Genomic DNA, 20,314 nt, shown 5'->3' with positions numbered 1-20,314 from the left:
AACGCTCCGCCCATTTCCCGCGCAAGCGCGGGAAATGAATTCCGCAAGCGGAATTATAAAAGCATGGCTATTCGCGCAAGCGCGAATAGCCGGGAGTCCCGCAAGCGGGACTCCCGAGGCTGACTGCGAGAGGAGGTGCATCATGCACGGGCCTGTGTAGTGCTTGGAGATACCAGCCACCACTCCCGCAACGGAAGTGACGGGCCGTTGGCCTGACAGGATGCCGGCCTACCGCAGTGACGGGCTCCGCTGCGCTCCACCCGAACCCCTCACCCACCCTCGAAACCGGCTGCTCACGTTTACCAATACCCCGCCAGCCACGCCAACCTCATGGAGGGACGGAATCAGTCAGAGCGTCACCCGGGAGGGCGAACGCGCGTCAGGGTGGATGCATCACAGTGACATACTGTGTAGAGTTTGGTTTCTGGTTGCACCACCCTGAGCCCCACCCAATAACTTCCGGTTGAATTCAGAGTGCGCGGCCTCGTATTGCTCAGCCACAGAACCGAAGCCCTGATATGCGAGCGTCGGAATTCGACGTGCGGAGGTGCCGGAGCCGAACGGCCCCGGGACGTTCGGCGGAACCGCCCACCGGCACCAGCCACGCCTGCGTGCTTTTGAGCGTCACGGCGGGTACCACCCGAGACTCAGAGCCGCTGATGCTGTCCACGACCCGCACCGGGCGACGGCGCCGCACGCGAAGCGAGCTCAGTCACGAAGGCTGGCCCCCTCGATCCGGTGGTTGTCGACGGCGACACGCCCGCTGCTGCGAGCTGCTTGTGCCGGGAACCGCCCGGCGTGTCGGTAGGGGTTCGTGTGGGAGCTGGGCTCTAGTGACACATAAGAGCGTTCCGGGCCGAAACCGGCTTTGACCTGCGGTGATGCGAAACCGTTTGTTCTAGGTTTCCAGAACAAACGCGTCCCGGGTGTTCTGAAGATCTAGAACAAACACCCCTTGCACCTGACGGGTCATCAGGTGACTGTGAGGCACCGTTTGTTCTGCCCATCCAGAACAAACCGGTTTACCTAGTGCTACCGTGCTTCCCGAAACGTTGATCATCTCTGGAGGACTGTGCTGATGGAACAGCTGCCGATCGTCCGCCCCGGCGAGCGCGTTGTCGCGCGGTCGGACGGCAAGGGCGGCTTGATCCTGGGTGTGGAGAAGATCAAGGGCCGCGAGTTCGCCGCGAGCGCGAAGTGCAGCGGGTACGTCCTGGACGCCCGGCTGCTGATGGACGTCCTGGGCAGCCTAAAGATGCCTGGGAGCTGGTTCCAGGTCTGGTGCAAGCTCGTGGCGCTGCAGAACGCCAACCGAGCCGACGACAACGTCCGGGCCGCCGCCCGCGGCTTCGTGAAGACGAACCAGCGCGACCTCCAGGCCCGGTGCAACCTGTCGGCTGCCTCCGTGAACGAGGCCAGCCAGTTCTTCGCGCACATCGGCTGGATGCGCACCGCCAAGCGCGGCATCCTCCAGCTGAACCCGTGGCTCACGGTGGCCGGCACCTCCGGCGAGCAGGAGAAGTGGCAGGCGCTGTGGAACAGCGCGGAGGGTCCGGCCTGCATCATCCCGCACTCCGACTACCCCACCGAGTGGCGCCAGGCGCGGGAGGCGGAGAAGAAGGCCGCCGAGGCCGCCCGCCGCAAGGAGAAGGTCGTCACGCTGCGGCAGCGGCGGCCTGTTCGCAAGGCGAGCGCATGACCTCGCGCGGCATATCCTCGTTGCACATCGACCTGATCGGAAGCGGTGAGGCTCCGTGAGCAGCTCTTACGTCCCCAGCCCTCCCACAGAGGCCCCCGTCACGATTCCCCGTGCCGTCCTGCGCCTCCTGGCCCTGGTCGACGTCTCTACCGCCGGCCGCCGCGTCCTAGACGAGCTGCTGTACCTCAGCGACCCGGAGACCGGCACCGCCTCGATCAGCCAGAACGAGATGGCGCGTGAGCTGGGCGCCAGCAAGCCGACCGTGAACCGCGGCTTCAAGGAGCTCCGCGAGTGCGGACTTGCCTGGAGCCTGGAAGACGGGCTCTATCAGCTCCACCCGCTGCTGACCGGTGGCGCGGTCTCCTCTCCCGTCATGAAGGTCCCGGAGATCAAGGCTGCCGAACCCGGTCGCTTCACCGAGCAGCGACGGGCCCGATTCGCCGCTCAGATGGCCAACCTGGCCGCCACCGGCTGAACGGCCTGAGCGAGGACCCTGAACGGCCCTTCAGCGGCCTCCTGGCACCGCGAAGACACACAGGCGCTGCACCTCTGGGTGCGGCGCCTTCTTCATGCCGCTCGCGATCAAGCCGGTAGCACTACGTAAACCGGCTTGTTCTGGGAAAGCAGAACAAACGATGACTGGGTCCAGGGTCCGCCGCTGGATGCGCGTACAGCAGTCGGTAGCACTAGGTAAACCACTTTGTTCTGGAGACGTAGAACAAGCGCCGTCATCAGCTCAGTCCTACACGTAGGCGAAGAACACCAGGTCAGCGCCCGTTGTCAGGCCCTGCCGGTTCAATTTTGCCGACGGACTTCAAGGGGTGGGACATGCTCGAACTGGTGCACAGCGATCCGCGTAGCTGGTTACTGCACTTCTTCAAGGCGCACAAGGTGCCCAGGCAGGCGCTGGAAGGCACTGGTCACGTCTACGTACTCGCGATCACCGGAACTGTGGCATACGTAAAGATCGGCTCGACGGGGCAACCTCGTTCCCGCCTTGAGGCGCTGCGCACTGAAGCCCACCGTCTAGGAGGTGCCGTCACCCGGGCGTGGCTCTCTCCAGCCCACCCCACCTACAGGGGCACCGAAGCTCACGCTCTGAAGAGCTGCCGCGCGATCTCGCCTTCGAGCAGCCCACGGAGTGAGTACTTTCCCGCTCTCGACTTCGCTACAGCGCGGCGTGAAGCCGTCAAAGCACTCTTGGGCATCCGTGACGCTCCCCGGGTCTCGACAACGACTCCAGCCGCAGGGCAGTACCAGCCGATCCCCGCTCACGTCTCAAGCCGACTGTCACCAAGTGCATGGGATGAGTGTTGGCGGGAGCTGGAGCTCTTCCGTCGAGGCAGCCGTCGTAGCCGTTTCCGCAGGCGATGGGACGTCCCGCCGAGGTCAGATCACGTACCTGCCTCGCTGTCGGAAGCCTTTGGTCTCGGTTCACTACTCCAGCCCACTGCGCCAGTGATCCATCTGTCAGCGCGCACTCGCTGACCCCATTTTTTCTCATTTGAGGTATTGCCGCGCAATCGTCTACACACTCCACAACGGGCTCGCTGCAAGAGCAGCACCCTTGTCCCGTCTGGCCCATGCAAATGCTGCGCTGCGCTGCACTCTGCTACCCGTCGTGCTCCAGACCACGGGTATGACCAGGACCGTGAGCAGCAGCGACTACAGGACGGTGCCGTTCAGGGCGCGGCGGTCACCGGTCAGCGCGTAGCGGCGGGCGGCGAGGCCGTGCTCGAGGGGCTCGCCGATCTCCTCGCACAGCAGTGCCAGGATGTCAGCGGCCTCGGTGTCGGACAGGTAGGCCGGCGCGACTTCGAGCATCAGCTCCCCGAGCTGGTGCGAGCACGCGGCCAGGTCGTCGACGACGGCGCGCAGCGCGGCGACGGCCGGTTCCGCCGGCGGTTCGGCGGGCGCCGGGGGCGGTGCGGTGCGGACGTCGCGGACGACCTGGCGGACTGCGGTGCGCACCGCGGGGGCGTCGAGGGCCTGGAGGCCGCTGTGGGCGAGCGCGGCGAGTCGGCGGGTGATGATGTCCGCGGCGGCGTCCGTACGGCCGGAGACGGCGATCAGGGCCCGCTGGGACAGCCCGTAGTCGAGCGCGGCCGCGGCGCCCGGGTCGCTGACTCGCGTGCGAGACGTCTCGGGGTCGGCGGTGACCGCGTCGTGGATCGCGGCGAGCGCGCGGGCGACATCGAGGAGCCGGTACGCCTGGGCGCGGCTGATGCCGAACTCCGTGGCGCAGTAGGACTCCCAGCTGGTGTGCCCGAGCGGCACCCAGATGCGGGCGGCGTGGGCGTCGCGGACCCGGGCGGCGAGGACCGCCACGGAGCGCCGGACGTCGTCCATCGCTTCGCGCGGCCCGGCCGTCAGCTCCTGGGCGCGGGCCTCGCTCAGCGGCGGCCGCGCCGGTTCGACGCCGTGCTCCTGGTCCTCGAGCTGCTCGCCCACGGCTCCATCGTCCTCCGCGCCGGCGGGCACCACCAGGGCGTGCGGGAGCACGAGGGGCGAGCTCCGTCTCACACCCTCACAGCCTCACAGTTCACCCCGGCCACCTGGGGAAACGCCCTGTGAGTCTCCTACCCTCACAGCGTGACACCGGCACGCGGGGCGGGTCTGTCACGCTGATCCGCGACGGCAGGCGCGGGCCTGCCGCACGAGGAGAAGGGGGCCCGGTGGCGGGGATCGAGCGGGAGCCGGCGGAGGTACGGATACCCAAGGCAGCGCTGGACGCCTTCGCCGCGGCGCTGAGGGTGCGCACGGTGGCGACGCGGACCTGGCCGAACGACGGCCTGGTGTGGATGTACCCGATGGGCACGTGGGAGGAAGCGCACCTGGAGGTGGCGCTCATGCCCGGCGGCGAGGAGGCCTGGCTGCGGATGTCCACCGACCGCTCCAGCGTCGCCGTGTGGACCGATCGAGCAGTGGGAGTTCGCCGGGGAGCTGCCCGGCGCCACGCCACCGCAAGCCTGAGCCGCAGGCGGCCGACGCACGGACGGCGGAAGTCGGCGTGGCTCCCGCGGGCCCGGGTCGTTGAGCACCCGGCCGGGGTGCTGGCCGCCGGAGCGACGCGAGCGAGGACCGATGCCGAAGAAGCCCCACGACCCGACGTACGGGTTCGACGCGGAGACGAACACGGCCGGGTCGGTCAGCACGACCTAGCGCGGCTGCTGCTGATGTTCCGCAAGGTGATGCGCGAGCAGCCGCCCGGCACGTGGAAGCACATAAACGACTACGACCTGTCCTTCGAGCGCCTCGCGGACGCGGTCGACGCCAGCTCGGAGTCCCGGTCACAGCAATCCGCACATCAGGCCCTGTCCAGCGCTTGCCGTACCGGAGCAGGCAGGTTCGCCGGGACGGTGGTGCGGTCTGACGACTGGTCGTAGAGGATCTGCCGTATGAGTGACAGCAGATTTTCGTTGCGGTCAGCCACAGGCGACGATACGGAGTTCCTCGCGGACATGCTGGTAGCCGCTGTGAACTGGGACCCCGCTCGGCCGCAGGCCAGCCGTGAGCAGGTCCTGGGAGACCGCCTGACGGCCCATTATGTCGAGGGTTGGCCCCGGGTGGGTGATCTCGGGGCGCTCGCCGTCGACACTGGCGGGCAGCCGATCGGCGCCGTGTGGCTCCGCCTGTTCAGCGCCGACGATCCCGGCTACGGCTTCGTGGCCGCGAACGTGCCAGAGCTTTCCCTGGGCGTCGTCCCCCCGTGGCGGGGAAGGGGAGTGGGACGCGCGTTGTTGACCGAGATAACCCGGCAAGCTGAGGCGAGCGGCTTCACCCGGATGTGCCTGAGCGTCGAGCGGGCAAATCGCGCATTCAACCTGTACGCCGGCGAAGGTTTCACGACCGTGGAATCGGGACCGGATTCCGACACCATGATAAAGATCATTTCTCGGCAGTGATACGTGGGGTCATGCCGCCTCAATCAGGGGTCTACCGCCCCAGCGGATGCCTTTCTCGCTGCGGACGCGGGCGCGTTCGCAGCGTTCGGCGGCCAAGACGTCTCGGTGGCGGCCGTTGGCGTTGCGCCAGCGCAGATAGGCGTGCAGGGCCCGGGTCTGCACGGTGTGGTTGGCGTGGTTGGAGTGGGTGATAGTGAACTGCCGCAGTGGTCCGAAGTGGGCCTCGACCGGGTTGGCCCAGGACGCATAGGTCGGGGTGAAGCACAGTTCGACCTTGCGTTTCCTTGCCCAGCGGCGGATGTCGTCGCCGACCGAGTAGCAGCCGTGGAAGTACCGCACCCCGTGAGTGCGGTGGTATGTGGCGGGCAGCCGGTCGGGCCTGGTCTGCTCAGCCCAGCAGCTGCCGCCGGTGGGCCGGATGCCGAGCGGGCCGAATTCGTCGAACGCGAAGACCCGGTCCGGGAAGCGGTCCAGGACTTCCTCGATCCGGTCCAGCTTCGCCTCACGGTCGGGATCGGGAGACTCCTTCCACGTCTTGGTGCGCTGGAAGGTGACCCCGCGGCGGGCGAGCAGGCAGCGTAATGCTTCGCGGCCGATGCGGATGGCCCGGCCATGGACTTTGCGCAGGTAGGCGACGAGTTTGCGGATCGACCAGCGCGTGAAGGGCTGGCCGAGCTTGGTGGGGCGGGTGGTGGCCGTCTGGGTGACGAAGTCCTCGTCGTCCTCACTGAGCAGGCGGGGACGGCCTCCCGCCCACTGAGGGTCCAAGCAGGCCAGACCGATCTCGTTGAAGCGGTGGATCACATCGCGCACGGTGTCTTCGTCGGCCTGCACCAGCTGGGCGATCACCGGCACCCGGTTGCCGCCAGCCGAGGCCAGCAGCATCACCGCGCGCCGGTAGCGCACCGAACTGGTACTGCCGCGGCGCACGATCTGCTGCAGCTTCTGCCCCTCCTGGTCGGTCAGTCTGCGCACACGGACAGGCTCGGCCAGCGCGCCTCCAGCGATCGGGTCGGACGTCACCGCACATCCAACCGCCAAAACCACCAACCCGGCGAACCTATCCAGGCACAGCAGGATGCGCTGCATCACGACCGAGGCGGCGTACGTCTGGCCGAAGGGCGCCCCGTACGACGGGGAAGCGACGTTCACCTGGCTGGTGCCGGGCTACGGCTCGCACGCCACCAAGGACGAATCCTTCCGGGGCGTCACGCACAAGGCGCTGTGCGGGTTCAGCTGGGCGAAGGACGACCGGCCGCGCCGGGTGCAGGGGCTGCCGGAGTGCCCGGAGTGCCAGCGTGAGGTGCAGCTCGGTGCCGACCGCCCGCGCGGCGCCTGGTGACAACTGCCGGGCGGATACCCGTTGCCGCGAGGTGGCAACGGGTGGATACGGCGGTGGCTACGATGCGCAACGGCCCGGCCCCGACAGCTGCAATGCCCGGGGCCGGGCCGTTGCCACGGGTGGCTATCCGAGCCAGACGATGTTCAGGACCGTCAGGCTGTGCAGAGGCCGGTTGACCCAGTAGGTGACGGAGAGCTGGCCGACGGCCGCGTAGCGGACGTCCTCGCCCTCGTCGTCGTCGGTGTCGAACTGTCGGAAGCCGAACGGATCGCCGGCGGCTGCGGCGAGGATGTCCCACACGGTGTCCACCGCGTGCTCGGGCAGCGCGTCGAGGACCTTGGCGGCCGGAGCGGAGACGCGGACCGCGTACGGCGACGGGCTCACCCGCGACGTCGGCGGAGCTCCGCCAGGTCGACGGCGTCGCTGTCGTCGTAGCCGGAGGCGACGAACGCGTCGACGGCCGGGGCGTGCGCGAGGCGGCCCTGCCAGTCCTGGACGACCTCGTAGAGCCCGGCCAGGGAGAACGTGCGCCGGGATTCCTCGAGGGCGGCCGACCACTCGCGCTCGAAGGCCGGCACCCAGCGGTCCGCGCGCTTGTCGGCGCGCAGCTGGGCGAGGAGTTCGGCCGGCGCCCCGGGCGCGGGGGCGTAGGCGGTGACGGGTGCGTGATCGGGCTGCGCGCTCATCGTGTCCTCCCGGCGGGTCCTCCCCTCACCGTACGCGCGCCGGGTGGCCGTGGATGCGGTCATGGGCGGATCCCCTCCTACCGGGTCAGGGTGCGGGCGACGGCCTGGGCGTGCTCGCGCAGCTGCCGGTCCTGCTTGTCCCAGGTGGCGGCCACGTAGTTAAGGAGTTCGGCCGTCGTCCGTTCCGAGTCGCTCGGATCGCTGGTCAGTAGCCGGTCGGCGGCGTAGGCGACGTCGGCGGCCGGGGAGGTGGGCCCCTCCTCGCGGCCGGAGCGCGGGGAGCCGGTCAGCGTCAGCGTGTACTCGTTGCCGGTGCGGGTGAGCGCGGTGATGGTGTTGAGGTTGGCGGGTGAGCGCGGTGATGGTGTTGAGGTTGAGCGGTCCGAAGGATGGCTGTTCGAGGGCGGCGCGGATGAAGTGCGGGTGGTTGCCGATCGCGGCGACCACGGCGTCCCAGGCGTATGCCACCCGCTCAGCTTCAGGGTCCGGTTCCACGGTGGTCAGGGACAGCTCGTAACCGGTGCCGTCGGCGTCGCGGAACCAGACCGTCTCGTCGCCGGGCTCGGTAGGGGCGACGGAGGTGATGTGCGGGCTGGCGCGCAGCGCATCGGCGATACGGACAGCATCATGGTCGGCATCGAGTAGCGGGCTCTTGTCGCGGTCGATGGGCGGGAATTCCGTGGTCATGCCTTTGGCTCCTATTTAGTAATCCAGGTCCAGGTAGTCGATGTCGTTTAGCGCTACCTCCGACAGTCCCGTAGCGCGGACGCCGCCGTCCTGGAAATACACTTCCTTGAACCCTTCGGCGATGATTTCCCGCATCTGCTGGTCGCTGGCCCCGGCGTCGCGGGCGTCGAACAGACGCTGCGCGTACCCCGCGGGGAGGTGCACGGTGAGACGCCGGAACCGGCCGTCGTCGGTGGTACCCACCGGTGCGGTGTAGCCGAAGCGGGCGCGGGTCTCCACGGTGATGCCGCCTGTGGTGGCGGCCTGCTTCTGTCGGCGTTTGCGGATGCCGGGCTGCCAGCGGGCTCGCACCGCCGCGTCGATCTTCGCGGCGACATCGGGGCGGGCGTGCTTGCGGGCGCCGCGCCGGTAGCGGTTGACGGAGTCGGCGGTGACCCCGATCTCCGCCGCGACGGCCTTGGCGCTGCCGAGCTGCTTGATGAGGTAGCCGATGCGGCCCTTGAGGGTCTTGGGCGGCTCCTTGGTGAAGCCCTCCCGGTCGGCCCGCTCGATGGCGTCCTCGATCTCTCCGGCCACGGCTTCAGCTCCCTTCGGGGGTGGGGTCGGTTCCGCCTGGGTCGGCCAGCCGGAACCAGGTCTCGCGCGTCTCGCGCAGGTCGTGCCGCCACAGGGCGAACCGCGGCGAGGCCCGGCGGGTGCGCAGGGAGAACTGCAGGGCCTCCATACGCGCCTCCAGACGGTCCAGCGTCCGTTCCAGCTCCGCACCGGCCTCCAGCGACGGCATGCTGCTTGCGGCGGGCCCGCTTGAAGCGGCGGTCCGGCCGGTGCCGATGGCCATGCCTCTACTCGCCTTCGTCGAGGACGGCGTCGCCGCCCTTGATGTGACGGGCGGGGTTGAGGCCCTGCTCCATCAGGTCGACCGCCCAGACCATCTCCTGCACGCCCTCCAGCTTCGCCAGGCCCGGTGTGGGCCCGAGGCGGAAGGCCCCGGGGATGGGCTTGCCGGACTCCGCGTACGGGAGGAAGTCCAACGGGCTCAGGCCGGGGGCGGGGTAGACGACGCAGTCGGAGAGCACCGCGAGCGGGTACAGGCCCGTCATCTTCGCCATGTTGTTGAGCTTGCGGTGCATGTTGACCCGGGCCTTGGAGATGACGGCGGCGCGGATGTCGGGGCGCCAGGTCGGCCGCGTGAGGGCCGGCCACGGCTCCCCGTCACGGTAGTGGCGGCCCTGCGGACGCTCACGCAGCTTGCCGACACCGCCCTTGACCGTGGCTTTGATCGCGGCCAGCACCGCCGCCAGTGCCGGGTCGGCCTGCTTGTGGCGCTCCATCGCCGCCAGGAACTCCGCGTCGCCCAGGTCCTTGGTGACGCCGAGGTCGGCCAGGGTGTCGACGTAGGCGGTCTTGAGCCGGTCGTGCCACGGGTCCAGGTAGGCGCCGGTCTCCCGGCGCAGGTACGCCTCGATCGGGTGGACGTTGTGCCCGAGCTCCTGGGCGTAGGCGACGGTGTGCGTCTGGTACCAGGCCGGGCCCGTCGGGCGGGTGCCGTCCGGTGTGAACGGCGAGGGTAGGCGCGGGTCCAGCTCGATGTGGGACAGGTCCACGTACCAGGAGCCGGGAATCTTCGGATTGAACGCCGGTGCGTGGAAGTGATCGGGCGCGGACAGGCCGACGACCAGGCGGGCCGCGGCCGCGAGGAAGGCGGTGTTGAGGTCCAGGCCGACCGCGCAGGGCATGCGCAGCATCTCCTCGTCGGTCAGCAGGTCGACATCGCGCACCCACTGGTAGGCCTCCTCGTTGAGGAAACCGCCCGTCCAGCCGGAGTTGACGACGACGGGGTGCTCGGGGGTGGCCTCCGGTGGTGCCGGGTCCATCGGCTCCGTCCCGAGGCTGCCGGGGTTGTGGCCGGAGATCCAGTTCCCCGTCGCTGCGTCGCGGACGGCCTTCGTCGGCGGGCGCAGCGCCGTCATCAGCTCCAGGCCGCAGACGGCCGTCGACCCGCGCGGGGTGATGACCCGCTGGGCGTACACGCCGAGGACGCGGGCGATGTCGGCCGGCTCCATCTCGGCAACGCCGGGCCAGGACCGCTCATCGAGGGCGTCCCAGGAGAGGATGGCGAGGTGCACGCACTGCCGCTCGCGTCCCTGGGCCTTGCGGTAGATGCGGGCCCAGGGGCCGAAGCCGCGCTGCGTGAGCTGCCACTTCGCGCGTCCGATCTGCTGGACGACCGGGTGGTCCTCGGGCAGGCGCAGGGAGCGGCGCTGCTCATGGCCCTCTAGGCGCTCGGGCAGTCCGAGCTTCACGGCGGCCGCGGCGGTGAGCACGATCAGCGGGTCGGAGTCCTTGCCGTAGCGGTTGAGCTTCGGCGCGCCGAGGCCGGACTCGCGCAGCGTCCACTCCACCAGCTCCACGATGGTGGTCGCCGGGCAGTCCAGCACGATGCCGCCGACGCCGTAGGCGGAGCCGTCGACGTCCAGCACGGCCAGGGGGCCGTGCTGGAACCGCGGATCGGCCGCGGGGCTGGTCGCCTGCTTCGCCGCCGGGCGCCGCGAGGACGTGGCCGGGCGGCGGGCGGCCGGACGGGCCGGGCGCTGCGGGGCGGTCGCAGCGGGGGTCTTCACCGGTGAGGCGGTCTCCGGCTCCGGCTCGGTGGCGGCTGGGCCGGTGAACGCGGCTGGTACCTCTTGCTTCGGCGCTGCGCCCGGGGCGGGCTCGGTTGCGGCAGCAGCGCCGGGCGCGGGGTACTTCGCCGCCCATCCGTTCAGCAGCCGCTGGTAGGCCTCCAGGCGCGGCGGCCGCGGCTCGGAGCGGCCGTTCTCCCAGTTCTTCACCGTCTGCAGCGTCGACTTCAATGCCTGCGCCAGCCGGGCCTGGGTGATCCCGGCAGCCTCACGCAACCGGGCCCGCTCCGCCGGTGGCGGCAGCTGCGGCTCTTCCTCCAGCAGCGCGTCGACAGACGCGAACAGCTCTTCCTCGGTGGCCATCCCAGCCTCACCTCCATCCCAGACACTACCATATTTTATCCCTGGATTTAACCCACGCATAGAGCCGGGTAGGGATGCGTGGGCACGGGACGGGATTGCGATCCGACCATCGCAAACACCCCTGACCTCTCGCAGCGAAGGTTGAGCGTTGTCATCGAAGGTTGGTGACCGCTAGGTTTCTCACCGAAGGTTGAGTGATCGTTTGAGGCTGACTGTCTGGGGAGACGGTGGGGGAACCGGTAGGCGCGTACGGCGATCCTGCGCTGAGCGCCTTTGAACTGGACTTCTTCGACAGCGGTCGGCGTCGACGCATTGCACTGGGATCCGGGTGGGATGTCCGGTTCGAGGACGTAGCCCCTGTACGCGGGTTCCGGTGGAACAAGGGTGGCCGCGGCTTCGCGGGCTGGTATTACACGGCGACCACGGGCAGTCATGTGGGCTACGAGTCGTGGCTGGAGCGGGACCGGCTGATCCTGCTGGACTTCGTCCCAGATTTGGTGGGGATCGCCTCACAGCCGTTCTGGCTTCACTGGCGCGACGCGAAAGTGAAGCGGCGGCATGCGCCCGACTACTTCGTACGGCTGGCCGACGGACGTGTCCGGGTGGTCGATGTCCGCGCCGAGGACGATGTCGACGAGCGGACCGCGGAAGCGTTCGCCGCTACCCAGCGGGCCTGTTCGGCGGTGGGCTGGGAGTACGCGCACGTCGGTGTTCCGGATCCGGTGTTCATGGCGAACGTGCGGTGGCTGGCCCGCTACCGGCACGGCCGGTGCGGCCGTGAGAGCGACATCGCCGAGCGCCTGGTGGAGGTCTTCCGGCAGCCTCAGGAACTGCGGGCAGGAGCCGAAGCGGCGGGGAACGTTCTGCGCGTCATGCCTGTCCTGCTCCACCTGCTCTGGAAGGGGGCACTTCGCGCTGACCTTGGTGGTGCTCTGCTGAGCAGTGGCACGGTGGTCCACACGTCGGAAGGTCATGTCGTCGGGCTGCAGCGGCGAGCCGGGGGGCACGGCCTGCTTCGGCCGAGGTCGGGCATGCACGGTGATGGGAGCCAGATGCGCAAGCTGTCGAGGCCGGCAACGGTCGGTGTGGGCGATCGGGTGCGGTTCGCCGGCCAGGTCCGGGCGGTGCTCGCGGTGTCCGCTCGTGCGGTGACGCTGACCAATGAAGACGACTCGCTGCGGGACGTCCCGCTGGCAGTGCTGCTGGGTGATGAGGACTTCGAGGTACTCGACGCTCCGCTCGAAGCCGGCCGGCGACGATGGTGCTCCGACCGCTGCTGCCACATCGCCTACATGCGCCGCCGAGCAGCCGGGGACATCCCTCTCCGGCACCAGCCGACAGCCTGCACCGAATGCTCCGGGCCGCTGGAACCAGGACGCAACAAGCAAATACGCCTAACCTGCTCAACCCTCTGCCACAGCAGGCGGTCCAACCGGCTCAAGAAGGAGCGACGCAGCCGGGAGTAATCACTCAACCTTCGCCGAGAACTGCCCTCCTTTCACTGCGACAGGTCATCAGTTTCCTCGTGGAGACCGCTCAAGTCGACATGTGCTGACCCCGGACGAGTTGGCGGTTGGCGCCCGACGGGATCACGAAGAAGATCAGTGCTGCGACGGCCGCCACGCTCGCTGCGAGTGCCAGCGTGCCTGGAAGAGACCAAACTGCGGCTGGTCCGGCAACCGCTGCACCCAGGGCAAATCCGGTGATCTTCAGGCTGGCGCCGGTGGTGAAGATCTGGCCTCGTAGGTGGTCTGGGGCTTCCCGGTGGCGGACAGTGAACAAGGCGGCCAGTTGAGGTCCTTCCCCTATCCCCACGATGAGTACGGCCACAATGAGTACGACTGGTTGAGCCCACGCGGCCAACGCCAGCGCGGCAGCCTGGACAAGGGAACTGGCCCAGATGATCGTGTCGGGGGTGATTGAACGCGGGAACCCGGCGAGTACGGCGTTGGCCACCAAAGCTGCGATCGCCACGCAGGAGAGCAGCATCGCACCGCGGCTGGCCCCGCCCAGAACACGTTCGCCGAGGAGCGGGATGCACGCCATCAGCATTCCCTGCGCGATGCAGGAGACGGTCGAGGTGAGAGTGGCTCGGGCCAAGGACGGTCTTCCGAGTATGACCCGCACTCCGGCAACAAGGTCTCTGGTCAGCGAAGTTGCTTGCACTGCGAGCACTCGGCCTGGACGGGCGGGCAGCATCCATGCGGCGGGCAGCGCCAAGGCGATGAGCACCGCAGAGACCACCACGGCCGTCGGAGCGCCTAGCGCCTCTGCCACACCGCCAGCGAGAGCCGGACCGGCCAGACCTGCCATGTTGAACGTCATGGCATCCAGGGCATTCGCTCGGGGCAGGTGGTCACCCTCCACCACACGCGGAAGTTGGGCCGTCCATCCCCCCGACAGCGCCGGCCCAAGCAGCCCTGTCACCGCTGCGATCAAGATCGTGACAGCGAACGGCCACCGGTCGAGTCCCCCAAGGATCATCCCCAGCCCCACCGCATACAGGACGAGGGCCCCAGCCAGCAGGCGTCCCGGCCGATCCCTTCTGTCGAGGAGCGCCCCGAGCACCGGCCCCCCTACCGCAGCAGAGATCGTGATAGCCGCGAGCAGCGATGACGCGGCGATGGTCGATCCGGTCACAGCAAATGCTGTCAGCATCAGTGCCGGTCCCGACATCTCGTCCCCGGCACGGGCTGCCACCGCACCGACGAGATAGAAGCGGAGTGAGTAACGCTTTCCCATCAGCAGGACGTTACGGAGGTAACTCAAAGCTTCGCAAGATGCGTTACATTCCACAGGTGTCATTCCACAGCGACGATTGGTCCACCCGGCACTCCGTGCTGACCACAGCCCGGCGCACCGCCGCCCTGATCAACGCTCTCTCTGACGGCTGCCCCGACCCGGCTGACGTCGCCGACGTGCTCCGCGCATACGGCGAGACCGACCCCGTTGACCTCACCACCCTCGATATCGCAGAGATGCAGGCGGCTGCCTCCCTGCTGCGGCCAGTCTTCGCTGCCGAGCATGTCGATGACGCCGCGGCCACCCTCAACCAGCTCTTGACGGACCACACCGGACCGCTCCGCCTGACCTCACACAGCGGCAGCACCCCCTGGCACCCCCACCTCGACCGCGAGGACAACGCCCCCTGGAACGAGTGGCTCCTCGCCTCGTCCTGCATGGCCCTGACCGTTCTCGTCTGGGACCGCCAACGACCACCCGGCAGGATCTGCACATCCCCCACCTGCCAAAACGTCTTCATCAACCAGGGCAGCGGTCCGGAGCGTCGCTACTGCTCCCGCCGATGCGCGACCCGCGAACGAGTCGCAGCCCACCGACGCTCCCGCTCCGCCGAGCAGCCAAACGAAGCCAAATAGGACGCCAAGGTCCAGCGCAACATCGCTCAACCTTCGATGAGAATCACTCAACCTTCACTGCGACGGGTCAACGTGCACCGGCCCGAGACGCTGGTCGCTACCGTCGTGACCATGGCCAAGGAGAAGAAGGGCCCGGCCGACTGGGCGATGCGGGTGGTGCTGTGGCTCTACGCGCTCGTGAGCATCCCGCTGTACCTGTGGTTCCTGCACCACATGGGCGACCGCTGGGGCCAGCATCTGCCCGCCGACGACGACACGGGCTTCTGGCTGCCGATCGTCGTCCCGCTCACGGCGTTCAGCTTCACTACGCTCTCCAGCACGTCCTGGTGGTGGAGCACCGAGGACCGTCCGTTCCTGCTGGGCCGCAAGGGCTGGCGGTTCGTGATGGTCTTCGTCGTCGCCATGTCCCTGATGGCCGGCTTCTTCGGCTCCCCGCACCGCGACGTCGTCGCCGTGCTGCTGACCACGATGGTCACGACCATCGGCATCGCCGGCCTGTGGCTCCTGCCGCCGACCCTCTCGTCACCGCTGCTCGACACCCTGCGCCGCCCGAAGGCGTCGGCCGACCCCTCCTGAGGACGCACTCGCCGCCGACGGTGTCCCGCGGGTGTGCGCGAGGTGTGCTTGAGGGTGTACTGCACAGAGCACACCTCGCGTACTTCCGATGCGGCATCGCTGCAGGTCCGGCGAGGTGTCCGATACACAGGGCACGCTGACCAGACATTCGGCTGGTGGGCGCCCGGCGTGATGGTGATCTCCTGTGCGTCCGAGGCTGCCGTTGCGGCGGCCACTCCCGGGGCCCGGGCTGACGTGAGGTCGGTTCGCGCCTTGGGCACCGCGCCGAAGCGTCCTCCTCGCGGTCCGGTGCCTTCTGTCCGGCAGGCACGGGCCGCCGGGTAGGTGGATGCTGGAGGGAGAGGGTGATGGCCATGGGTAAGGGCCGCGGTAGCAAGGGCTCCTCGGGCGGCGGGAAGAGCGGTGGCAAGGGCGGCCCGATGAACGCCGAAGCCGCGGCACGGGTGCAGTCCGCTGCGGCGAGGAACCCCGACAGCCGCAGTGCCCAGACCGGCTTCGCCTCCCGCGCCCAGTCCGCAGCTGCCAAGCAGGACAGCGCCCAGCGCGACCAGTAGCAGCCAGCCCCAGGCCGGAACGGCGGAAGGCTTGGCCCGGACCGTGCCGCAGACGGGAGCAGCGCTCCGGACAGATCGCCCCGTGTCCGTGGAGCTGCTTCGGTTTCGGGAGGCCCCCTACGCCTCAAGGTGCGCGACGGTCCCGGCGCCGTACCGCCTGCCTACCAGAAGCCGCACCGCCGTCCGGCTCCTCACCCGGGGTAGAGACCCACCGGCAATCGAACGGATAATCGAATATGTGGAAGGTTCGGAGGAGGAGCGGCTGCGGGTCCTGGAGACCTACCTGCAGGAACAGCTGATGGCAGTCCGGGCACGGTTGTACCGAGGACGGCCACCGGCGCCGCAACCCGTCGGTGACAAGGTCCTGGCTGACTCGTGCGGGTGGTGGCTGGAGTACCGGCGCAGCCCCACCGGCTGGCGCCCGACCACCGTCCACACCGACACCTGCTTCGTGAAACCCGCGGGCAAGACCGAGCGGCTCACCCCCGACCAGGCCCGCGCGCTGCTCGCCCGGGCCGACGTCGGCCCCTGCCCCGGCTGCCGCAACCCCGCTCCTCCTGGCCCGGGCACGCCGAAGCCCCGGCAGCCATGAAGGCCAGCTGGGGCTCCGGGTGCTCACGGGGATTGTGTGCACCCGGACAACGAGCAGCACGACGGCGTGGTCACGGGTAGGCAGTGTGCGATGGTGTTGCTCGCTCCCCCTCCAGCAGGCCCTTTACGGCCCTGTGTGTGCTTCGGGTGTGCTCGGTTCGGCAGACCCGAAGCACACCCGAAGCACAGGTGCCGCATGCTCTGGCTTCCGTCCGTCAGAGGGCTGCGCTCCTCGCCACGCCATCGGTCTCACTGGGCGGCGTGGGAGCGGTCGGCGTTGGGTTGGCGGTTGCCTCTGCGTTCGAGGAAGAGGTCGGTGAAGACGGCGACCTTGGCGCGTAGGGCCCAGGGGTCGAAGGGCTTGCTGATGTAGTCCACGGCGCCAGCAGCGTATCCGCGGGCGCTGTGTTCTGCGTCGATGCCCATCGCGGTGAGGAAGATGATGGGTATGTCGCGGGTGCGGGTCCGTCGCTTGATGTGGGCGGCGGTCTCGTAGCCGTCCATCTCCGGCATCTGAACGTCCAGGATGATCACGGCGAAGTCGTCGTGGTCCAGCAGCGCCTTGAGCGCTGCCCGCCCGGAGGAAGCGACCACGAGTTCCTGGTCGAGGTTGTCCAGGACGGCGGTGAGGGCCAGGATGTTCTGCTGCTGATCGTCCACGATGAGGATCTTGGGAAGTGCTTCCCTCGGTCCGCTCGTGGGAGAGAGCGGCAGTGGGTGCTCGAGGTCGGCCGCGTTGTGTTGCTCCACCAGTTCCATCTGCCTCTCCAACAGGGCGCAGCGGGCCTCGGCTTCGTCGCGGCGGCGCTGTGCGTCAGCGAGGTCGGTGGTGAGCTGGGTGACTTCTGTGCGGAGGCGGTCGCGTTCTTGGCGCAGGGCCGCTGCGTCGCCCCACTCGGCTTCGAGCCGGTCGGCGCGGGTTCGTTCAGTGGCCCAGTCCGCCTCGAGCTGGTTCAGCCGTACCTCCAGGTCGGCGATGCGGTGGCTGCGGTCCAGGAGGGCCTCTTCCAGGACGTCACCGTGGGCAGTGGAGCGGCGGGAGGTTCGGTCGGCGTCGGCAAGTTGCTGGGCGAGCAGTTCGGTGGCGTGCCGTGGTGAGCTGCCGGCTTCCACGGCGGTGCGGTGTAGGAGGCGTAGATGCTCGATGGTCTCGGGGGTAACCGGGCGGCCGCGGTGTTCGGCGAGATCGGTGAACAGGTCCATGACGACTTCCCACGGTGGGACACGGGTGCCGTTGAGGTAGCGGGAGAGCGCTCCGGGGTCGCGGCGCCGACGTGCGGCGTAGCGGCGCACCGAGATGCCCAGGTCAGTGAAGAGCATCCGGAGTTCGTGGGCCAGAGCGTGGCACTGGGGCGGCAGATCGGCGGCCAGCGGACGAAGGTCAGCCACGGTCGGCCTCCGACCGGTCGGTGGCGATCAGGCAGTGCAAAGCAGGCACCGCGGTGCCGAACACGGCACCGGCGGCCAGCAGAGCTTGGACGGTGCTGCTGCCGGTGAGGATGGTGAGCACGGCGGTGCTTGCGGCGATGGTGCAGCCGAGGGCAAGGATGACGGCGGTGCGCAGCGTCATCAGCGGGCCGTTCACGGCGGGTTGCCTCCAAGAACATTGAGCCGACACGGCGCCGGCCACCCGCTCAGCATGGAGCCACCGCAAGGTGTTGCGAGAAGGGTTGCCACAGTTGCGTGCCGTTGCCCGCCTGGGCCGGCAGGCGATCCGCAGGCCGAAGCACTACGGCATGCGGTGTTGCCGTGCGGGATGGCAACGCTGCACCTCTCAAGAAGCCCTCCGAGGAACGAGGGGCATGCGAGACACCGCCGCGCGCCGCTCTGGATATCTAGGGGACGAGGGGTTCTGTGCAGCTCAGGAGCACTATCAGTGGTGCAGGCAAGTAAGGCACATAGCCGGGAACGGTTCGACCGAACCGTTTCCAGAAATACCGTTTCGCTGCAATCGGGTCGTATTCGTGCCGCCGGGGCCGGGTCAGCGTTTGATGCGTCCGCGGATGGCAAGGACACCGAGGGCGAGGAGGGTGGGTTCGAGGAGGCGGGAGGTCATCTCGATGTAGGTGCCGGTGGTGGTGAGGTTCTGGCCGCTGGAGCGGAAGATGACCGAGTTGACGGCGATGCGGGTGGCCTTCTCCGCGCGTTTCCAGGACAGCCGCTGCGACCAGCCGCCGCTCAGGACTGGGGCGGGGGCCTTGGTCGTCAGGCTGATCTTGCCGCCGTGGAGGGTGCCGGTGGTGGCGGGGTCGGGGTCGTCGGTGGGCACGCCGACCCCCATCAGGAGCAGCACGGTTACGCTCATGGCGGCGAGGAGCCAGGTGAAGGCGCGGGAGGCGCGTACGCCGTAGCCGGACAGCAACCAGTACCCCCGCAGCAGGAGGCGTTCGCCCTTCGTGGTGCCGGTTGTGTCGTGACGGCGCATCTCGCATTCGCCGTAGTAGAAGTCGGCGGCGCCGGGTTCGTTCTTGCCGTCTTCGAACGCTTTGCGCAGCTGCCGGTACAGGGCGGCGACGTCTTCCGGATCGGGGGTACGGGCGGGGTCGGTGGGGTGCGGTCCACCATGCCATCCATGCGGACTGGGGCCAGTGGTGTGGGCGCGCCAGTGGTGTTCCTCGGCGAGGACACGCCGACGGGTGAAGCGGATGGGCCGCACGCCGCGGCGGTGCCACCCGGTGGGGGTGTTGGCGAAGGTGGTGCGGCCTTCCAGGCGGATCTGGTCGAGGTGGAAGGCCCCGGAGAACCGGCAGTCGGTCAGGTCGGTGTCGGTCAGGACCAGGTGCGCGGCGTCCACGCCCTGCACTGAGACGACCTGCACCCGGCCCGAGACACTCGGCGTCTGGCCAGAGCACACCAGTAGGTCCTCACGCACCGCGCTGTTGCCGTAGGTGAAGGGGGTGCGGTGGGTGGTGACCGCGACGGGGGCGGTCAGGACCGCGTGGCTGAGGTCCACGGCCGCGTACCGCACTCGCACGGTCGCCGTCGACTCCCACCTCGTTCGCTCACACACCACCTCCGCTGCGGCCAACTCCAACGTCACCGGCAGCACAAACACCGCCCCCGACAACTCCACCGTTCCCGCCACCAACGGCCCCAACGCCGACACACCCTCAAACCGCGCTCCGGTATACCCGGCACAGCCGGAGAAGCGCGCCCCGCCGAAATCGACGCTGTCGGAGAACCGAGCACCGCCAAACCAGGCGGTACTAGAGAACTGCGCCCCGACAAACCAGGCCGTACCAGAGAACTGCGCCCCGCTAAACCCGACGCGGTCGTAGAACCGCGCCTCGTCGAACCTGGTGAAGCTGGAGAAATGAGCACCGGCGAACGCGACTTCGCTGGAGAACTGCGCCCCGTCGAACCGGGCACGGCTGGAGAAATGAGCACCGACGAACCGGGCGGGGCCGGAGAACTTCGCCCCGCCGAACAGGGCTGGGCCGGAGAACTGCGCCCCGCCGAACTCGGCGGCGCCGATGTGGGGGGTGTTGGTGGTGGGGTCGCGGAGGGCGTTGAGGAGGGCTTGCAGTAGATCGTCGGTGAAGGGGGTGCCGCGGTGGTCGATGTCGATGCCGGGGGTCAGGCTGGTCAGGTAGGTGGTGCGGTCGGTGTCGGTGAGGTGGGCCAGGCATGTGGTGTGGCCGGGGACGCGGATACCGGTGCAGCCGTCCGGGTCGGTGGACGGGTCCGCACCGTGTCCGCAGCACGGCCAGGAGGGCGGAAAGGGCGTGCTCATAGTGCAGCGGCTCCGCGGGAGAGTGTCGAGCAGATACGAACAAGGACGTGCTGTCGGCCGGTGCCGGTTCAGACAAGGACCGTGGCGGAGACTCTGTCCGCCGAAGCCTCTGCCACTGCCGGGTGCGGCAGCTCGGCCGCGGGGCAGACAGCAACAGGAGGCCCCTGGAAAGCGGTGCCG

At 68.8% G+C, this 20,314-nt stretch carries 22 protein-coding genes; 10 read left to right on the top strand and 12 right to left on the bottom strand.

Annotation, left to right across the window (positions count from 1 at the left end; genetic code table 11):
- The first annotated feature begins 1,078 nt into the window (after positions 1 to 1,078).
- Complete coding sequence (locus IF129_RS25465; RefSeq protein WP_191212186.1) at positions 1,079 to 1,699, top strand: hypothetical protein; 621 nt, start codon at positions 1,079 to 1,081, stop codon at positions 1,697 to 1,699.
- A gap of 55 nt (positions 1,700 to 1,754) precedes the next feature.
- Positions 1,755 to 2,174, top strand: a complete 420-nt coding sequence (locus IF129_RS25460; RefSeq protein WP_136104723.1) for a helix-turn-helix domain-containing protein — start codon at positions 1,755 to 1,757, stop codon at positions 2,172 to 2,174.
- Between the two features lie 1,190 nt (positions 2,175 to 3,364).
- On the opposite strand, the gene IF129_RS25455 is transcribed toward IF129_RS25460, so the two are convergent.
- Positions 3,365 to 4,150 (bottom strand): hypothetical protein, encoded by a 786-nt coding sequence (locus IF129_RS25455; RefSeq protein WP_191212185.1) that lies wholly within the window; start codon positions 4,148 to 4,150, stop codon positions 3,365 to 3,367.
- Positions 4,151 to 4,374: 224 nt separating this feature from the next.
- On the opposite strand from IF129_RS25455, the gene IF129_RS26610 reads away from it, so the two are divergent.
- Together IF129_RS26610 and IF129_RS25445 are read left to right on the top strand one after the other, a co-directional pair.
- Positions 4,375 to 5,085, top strand: a complete 711-nt coding sequence (locus tag IF129_RS26610; RefSeq protein ID WP_224755574.1) for a hypothetical protein — start codon at positions 4,375 to 4,377, stop codon at positions 5,083 to 5,085.
- 12 nt (positions 5,086 to 5,097) lie between these two features.
- Entirely contained in the window at positions 5,098 to 5,604 is a 507-nt protein-coding gene (locus tag IF129_RS25445) for a GNAT family N-acetyltransferase (RefSeq protein WP_191212184.1), read from the top strand.
- A 9-nt stretch (positions 5,605 to 5,613) separates the two neighbouring features.
- Here the strand turns inward: IF129_RS25445 and IF129_RS25440 are convergent, their stop codons facing one another.
- Positions 5,614 to 6,597, bottom strand: a complete 984-nt coding sequence (locus IF129_RS25440) for a helix-turn-helix domain-containing protein (RefSeq protein ID WP_318153940.1) — start codon at positions 6,595 to 6,597, stop codon at positions 5,614 to 5,616.
- Positions 6,598 to 6,682: 85 nt separating this feature from the next.
- Here IF129_RS25440 and IF129_RS25435 point away from each other — a divergent pair, with 85 nt between their 5' ends.
- A complete protein-coding gene (locus IF129_RS25435) occupies positions 6,683 to 6,946 on the top strand; it encodes a hypothetical protein (protein ID WP_224755573.1) in 264 nt (87 codons plus the stop codon).
- Positions 6,947 to 7,069: 123 nt separating this feature from the next.
- On the opposite strand, the gene IF129_RS25430 is transcribed toward IF129_RS25435, so the two are convergent.
- The 6 genes from IF129_RS25430 to tap form a co-directional block, all read right to left on the bottom strand.
- Complete coding sequence (locus IF129_RS25430; protein ID WP_191212183.1) at positions 7,070 to 7,330, bottom strand: hypothetical protein; 261 nt, start codon at positions 7,328 to 7,330, stop codon at positions 7,070 to 7,072.
- Entirely contained in the window at positions 7,327 to 7,632 is a 306-nt protein-coding gene (locus IF129_RS25425; RefSeq protein ID WP_111340025.1) for a DUF6247 family protein, read from the bottom strand. Before IF129_RS25425 ends, IF129_RS25430 begins: the two co-directional genes overlap by 4 nt.
- A 159-nt stretch (positions 7,633 to 7,791) precedes the next feature.
- Entirely contained in the window at positions 7,792 to 8,319 is a 528-nt protein-coding gene (locus IF129_RS25420; protein ID WP_191212182.1) for a hypothetical protein, read from the bottom strand.
- A 15-nt stretch (positions 8,320 to 8,334) separates the two neighbouring features.
- The gene (gene tpg, locus IF129_RS25415) at positions 8,335 to 8,895 is read right to left on the bottom strand and encodes a telomere-protecting terminal protein Tpg (protein WP_191212181.1); all 561 of its coding nucleotides are present in this window, start codon (positions 8,893 to 8,895) and stop codon (positions 8,335 to 8,337) included.
- 4 nt (positions 8,896 to 8,899) lie between these two features.
- Positions 8,900 to 9,157, bottom strand: a complete 258-nt coding sequence (locus IF129_RS25410) for a hypothetical protein (protein ID WP_191212180.1) — start codon at positions 9,155 to 9,157, stop codon at positions 8,900 to 8,902.
- Positions 9,158 to 9,161: 4 nt separating this feature from the next.
- Positions 9,162 to 11,303, bottom strand: a complete 2,142-nt coding sequence (gene tap, locus IF129_RS25405; RefSeq protein ID WP_191212179.1) for a telomere-associated protein Tap — start codon at positions 11,301 to 11,303, stop codon at positions 9,162 to 9,164.
- Positions 11,304 to 11,530: 227 nt separating this feature from the next.
- Between tap and IF129_RS27015 the strand changes: the two genes are divergently transcribed.
- On the top strand, positions 11,531 to 12,769 hold the full coding sequence (locus IF129_RS27015) for a TnsA-like heteromeric transposase endonuclease subunit (RefSeq protein ID WP_318153939.1): 1,239 nt from the start codon (positions 11,531 to 11,533) through the stop codon (positions 12,767 to 12,769).
- A 70-nt stretch (positions 12,770 to 12,839) separates the two neighbouring features.
- Here IF129_RS27015 and IF129_RS25395 read toward each other — a convergent pair whose 3' ends face one another.
- Entirely contained in the window at positions 12,840 to 14,045 is a 1,206-nt protein-coding gene (locus IF129_RS25395; protein ID WP_191212178.1) for an MFS transporter, read from the bottom strand.
- Between the two features lie 38 nt (positions 14,046 to 14,083).
- On the opposite strand from IF129_RS25395, the gene IF129_RS25390 reads away from it, so the two are divergent.
- The 4 genes from IF129_RS25390 to IF129_RS25375 all read left to right on the top strand — a co-directional run bounded on the left by IF129_RS25390 (position 14,084) and on the right by IF129_RS25375 (position 16,402).
- Complete coding sequence (locus IF129_RS25390) at positions 14,084 to 14,680, top strand: CGNR zinc finger domain-containing protein (protein WP_191212177.1); 597 nt, start codon at positions 14,084 to 14,086, stop codon at positions 14,678 to 14,680.
- 111 nt (positions 14,681 to 14,791) lie between these two features.
- Positions 14,792 to 15,256, top strand: coding sequence for a hypothetical protein (locus IF129_RS25385; protein ID WP_191212176.1), 465 nt, complete (start codon positions 14,792 to 14,794; stop codon positions 15,254 to 15,256).
- Between the two features lie 347 nt (positions 15,257 to 15,603).
- The gene (locus IF129_RS25380; RefSeq protein WP_224755572.1) at positions 15,604 to 15,810 is read left to right on the top strand and encodes a hypothetical protein; all 207 of its coding nucleotides are present in this window, start codon (positions 15,604 to 15,606) and stop codon (positions 15,808 to 15,810) included.
- Positions 15,811 to 16,048: 238 nt separating this feature from the next.
- Positions 16,049 to 16,402, top strand: a complete 354-nt coding sequence (locus IF129_RS25375) for a DUF6233 domain-containing protein (RefSeq protein ID WP_191212175.1) — start codon at positions 16,049 to 16,051, stop codon at positions 16,400 to 16,402.
- A gap of 248 nt (positions 16,403 to 16,650) precedes the next feature.
- On the opposite strand, the gene IF129_RS25370 is transcribed toward IF129_RS25375, so the two are convergent.
- The 3 genes from IF129_RS25370 to IF129_RS25360 all read right to left on the bottom strand — a co-directional run bounded on the left by IF129_RS25370 (position 16,651) and on the right by IF129_RS25360 (position 20,134).
- Positions 16,651 to 17,790, bottom strand: a complete 1,140-nt coding sequence (locus IF129_RS25370) for a response regulator (RefSeq protein ID WP_191212174.1) — start codon at positions 17,788 to 17,790, stop codon at positions 16,651 to 16,653.
- Positions 17,783 to 17,986 carry a hypothetical protein gene (locus IF129_RS25365; RefSeq protein ID WP_191212173.1) on the bottom strand — a complete coding sequence of 68 codons (204 nt, stop codon included), beginning with the start codon at positions 17,984 to 17,986 and terminating at the stop codon, positions 17,783 to 17,785. Before IF129_RS25365 ends, IF129_RS25370 begins: the two co-directional genes overlap by 8 nt.
- 396 nt (positions 17,987 to 18,382) lie before the next feature.
- Positions 18,383 to 20,134 (bottom strand): pentapeptide repeat-containing protein, encoded by a 1,752-nt coding sequence (locus tag IF129_RS25360; protein WP_191212172.1) that lies wholly within the window; start codon positions 20,132 to 20,134, stop codon positions 18,383 to 18,385.
- Positions 20,135 to 20,314 lie beyond the last annotated feature (180 nt).

Origin of the sequence: Streptomyces chumphonensis (assembly GCF_014779715.1) — a bacterium.
GTDB classification, from domain to species: Bacteria; Actinomycetota; Actinomycetes; order Streptomycetales; family Streptomycetaceae; genus Streptomyces; species Streptomyces chumphonensis.
This window is presented reverse-complemented; position numbering and strand designations above follow the sequence as displayed.

Coding starts and splice junctions, on each gene's coding strand:
- IF129_RS25465 (WP_191212186.1), top strand. CDS start 1,079: ATGGAACAGCTGCCGATCGTCCGCCCCGGCGAGCGCGTTGTCGCGCGG.
- IF129_RS25445 (WP_191212184.1), top strand. CDS start 5,098: ATGAGTGACAGCAGATTTTCGTTGCGGTCAGCCACAGGCGACGATACG.
- IF129_RS25435 (WP_224755573.1), top strand. CDS start 6,683: ATGCGCTGCATCACGACCGAGGCGGCGTACGTCTGGCCGAAGGGCGCC.
- IF129_RS25425 (WP_111340025.1), bottom strand. CDS start 7,632: ATGAGCGCGCAGCCCGATCACGCACCCGTCACCGCCTACGCCCCCGCG.
- IF129_RS25420 (WP_191212182.1), bottom strand. CDS start 8,319: ATGACCACGGAATTCCCGCCCATCGACCGCGACAAGAGCCCGCTACTC.
- IF129_RS25410 (WP_191212180.1), bottom strand. CDS start 9,157: ATGGCCATCGGCACCGGCCGGACCGCCGCTTCAAGCGGGCCCGCCGCA.
- tap (WP_191212179.1), bottom strand. CDS start 11,303: ATGGCCACCGAGGAAGAGCTGTTCGCGTCTGTCGACGCGCTGCTGGAG.
- IF129_RS25395 (WP_191212178.1), bottom strand. CDS start 14,045: ATGGGAAAGCGTTACTCACTCCGCTTCTATCTCGTCGGTGCGGTGGCA.
- IF129_RS25390 (WP_191212177.1), top strand. CDS start 14,084: ATGCGTTACATTCCACAGGTGTCATTCCACAGCGACGATTGGTCCACC.
- IF129_RS25385 (WP_191212176.1), top strand. CDS start 14,792: ATGGCCAAGGAGAAGAAGGGCCCGGCCGACTGGGCGATGCGGGTGGTG.
- IF129_RS25380 (WP_224755572.1), top strand. CDS start 15,604: ATGGCCATGGGTAAGGGCCGCGGTAGCAAGGGCTCCTCGGGCGGCGGG.
- IF129_RS25360 (WP_191212172.1), bottom strand. CDS start 20,134: ATGAGCACGCCCTTTCCGCCCTCCTGGCCGTGCTGCGGACACGGTGCG.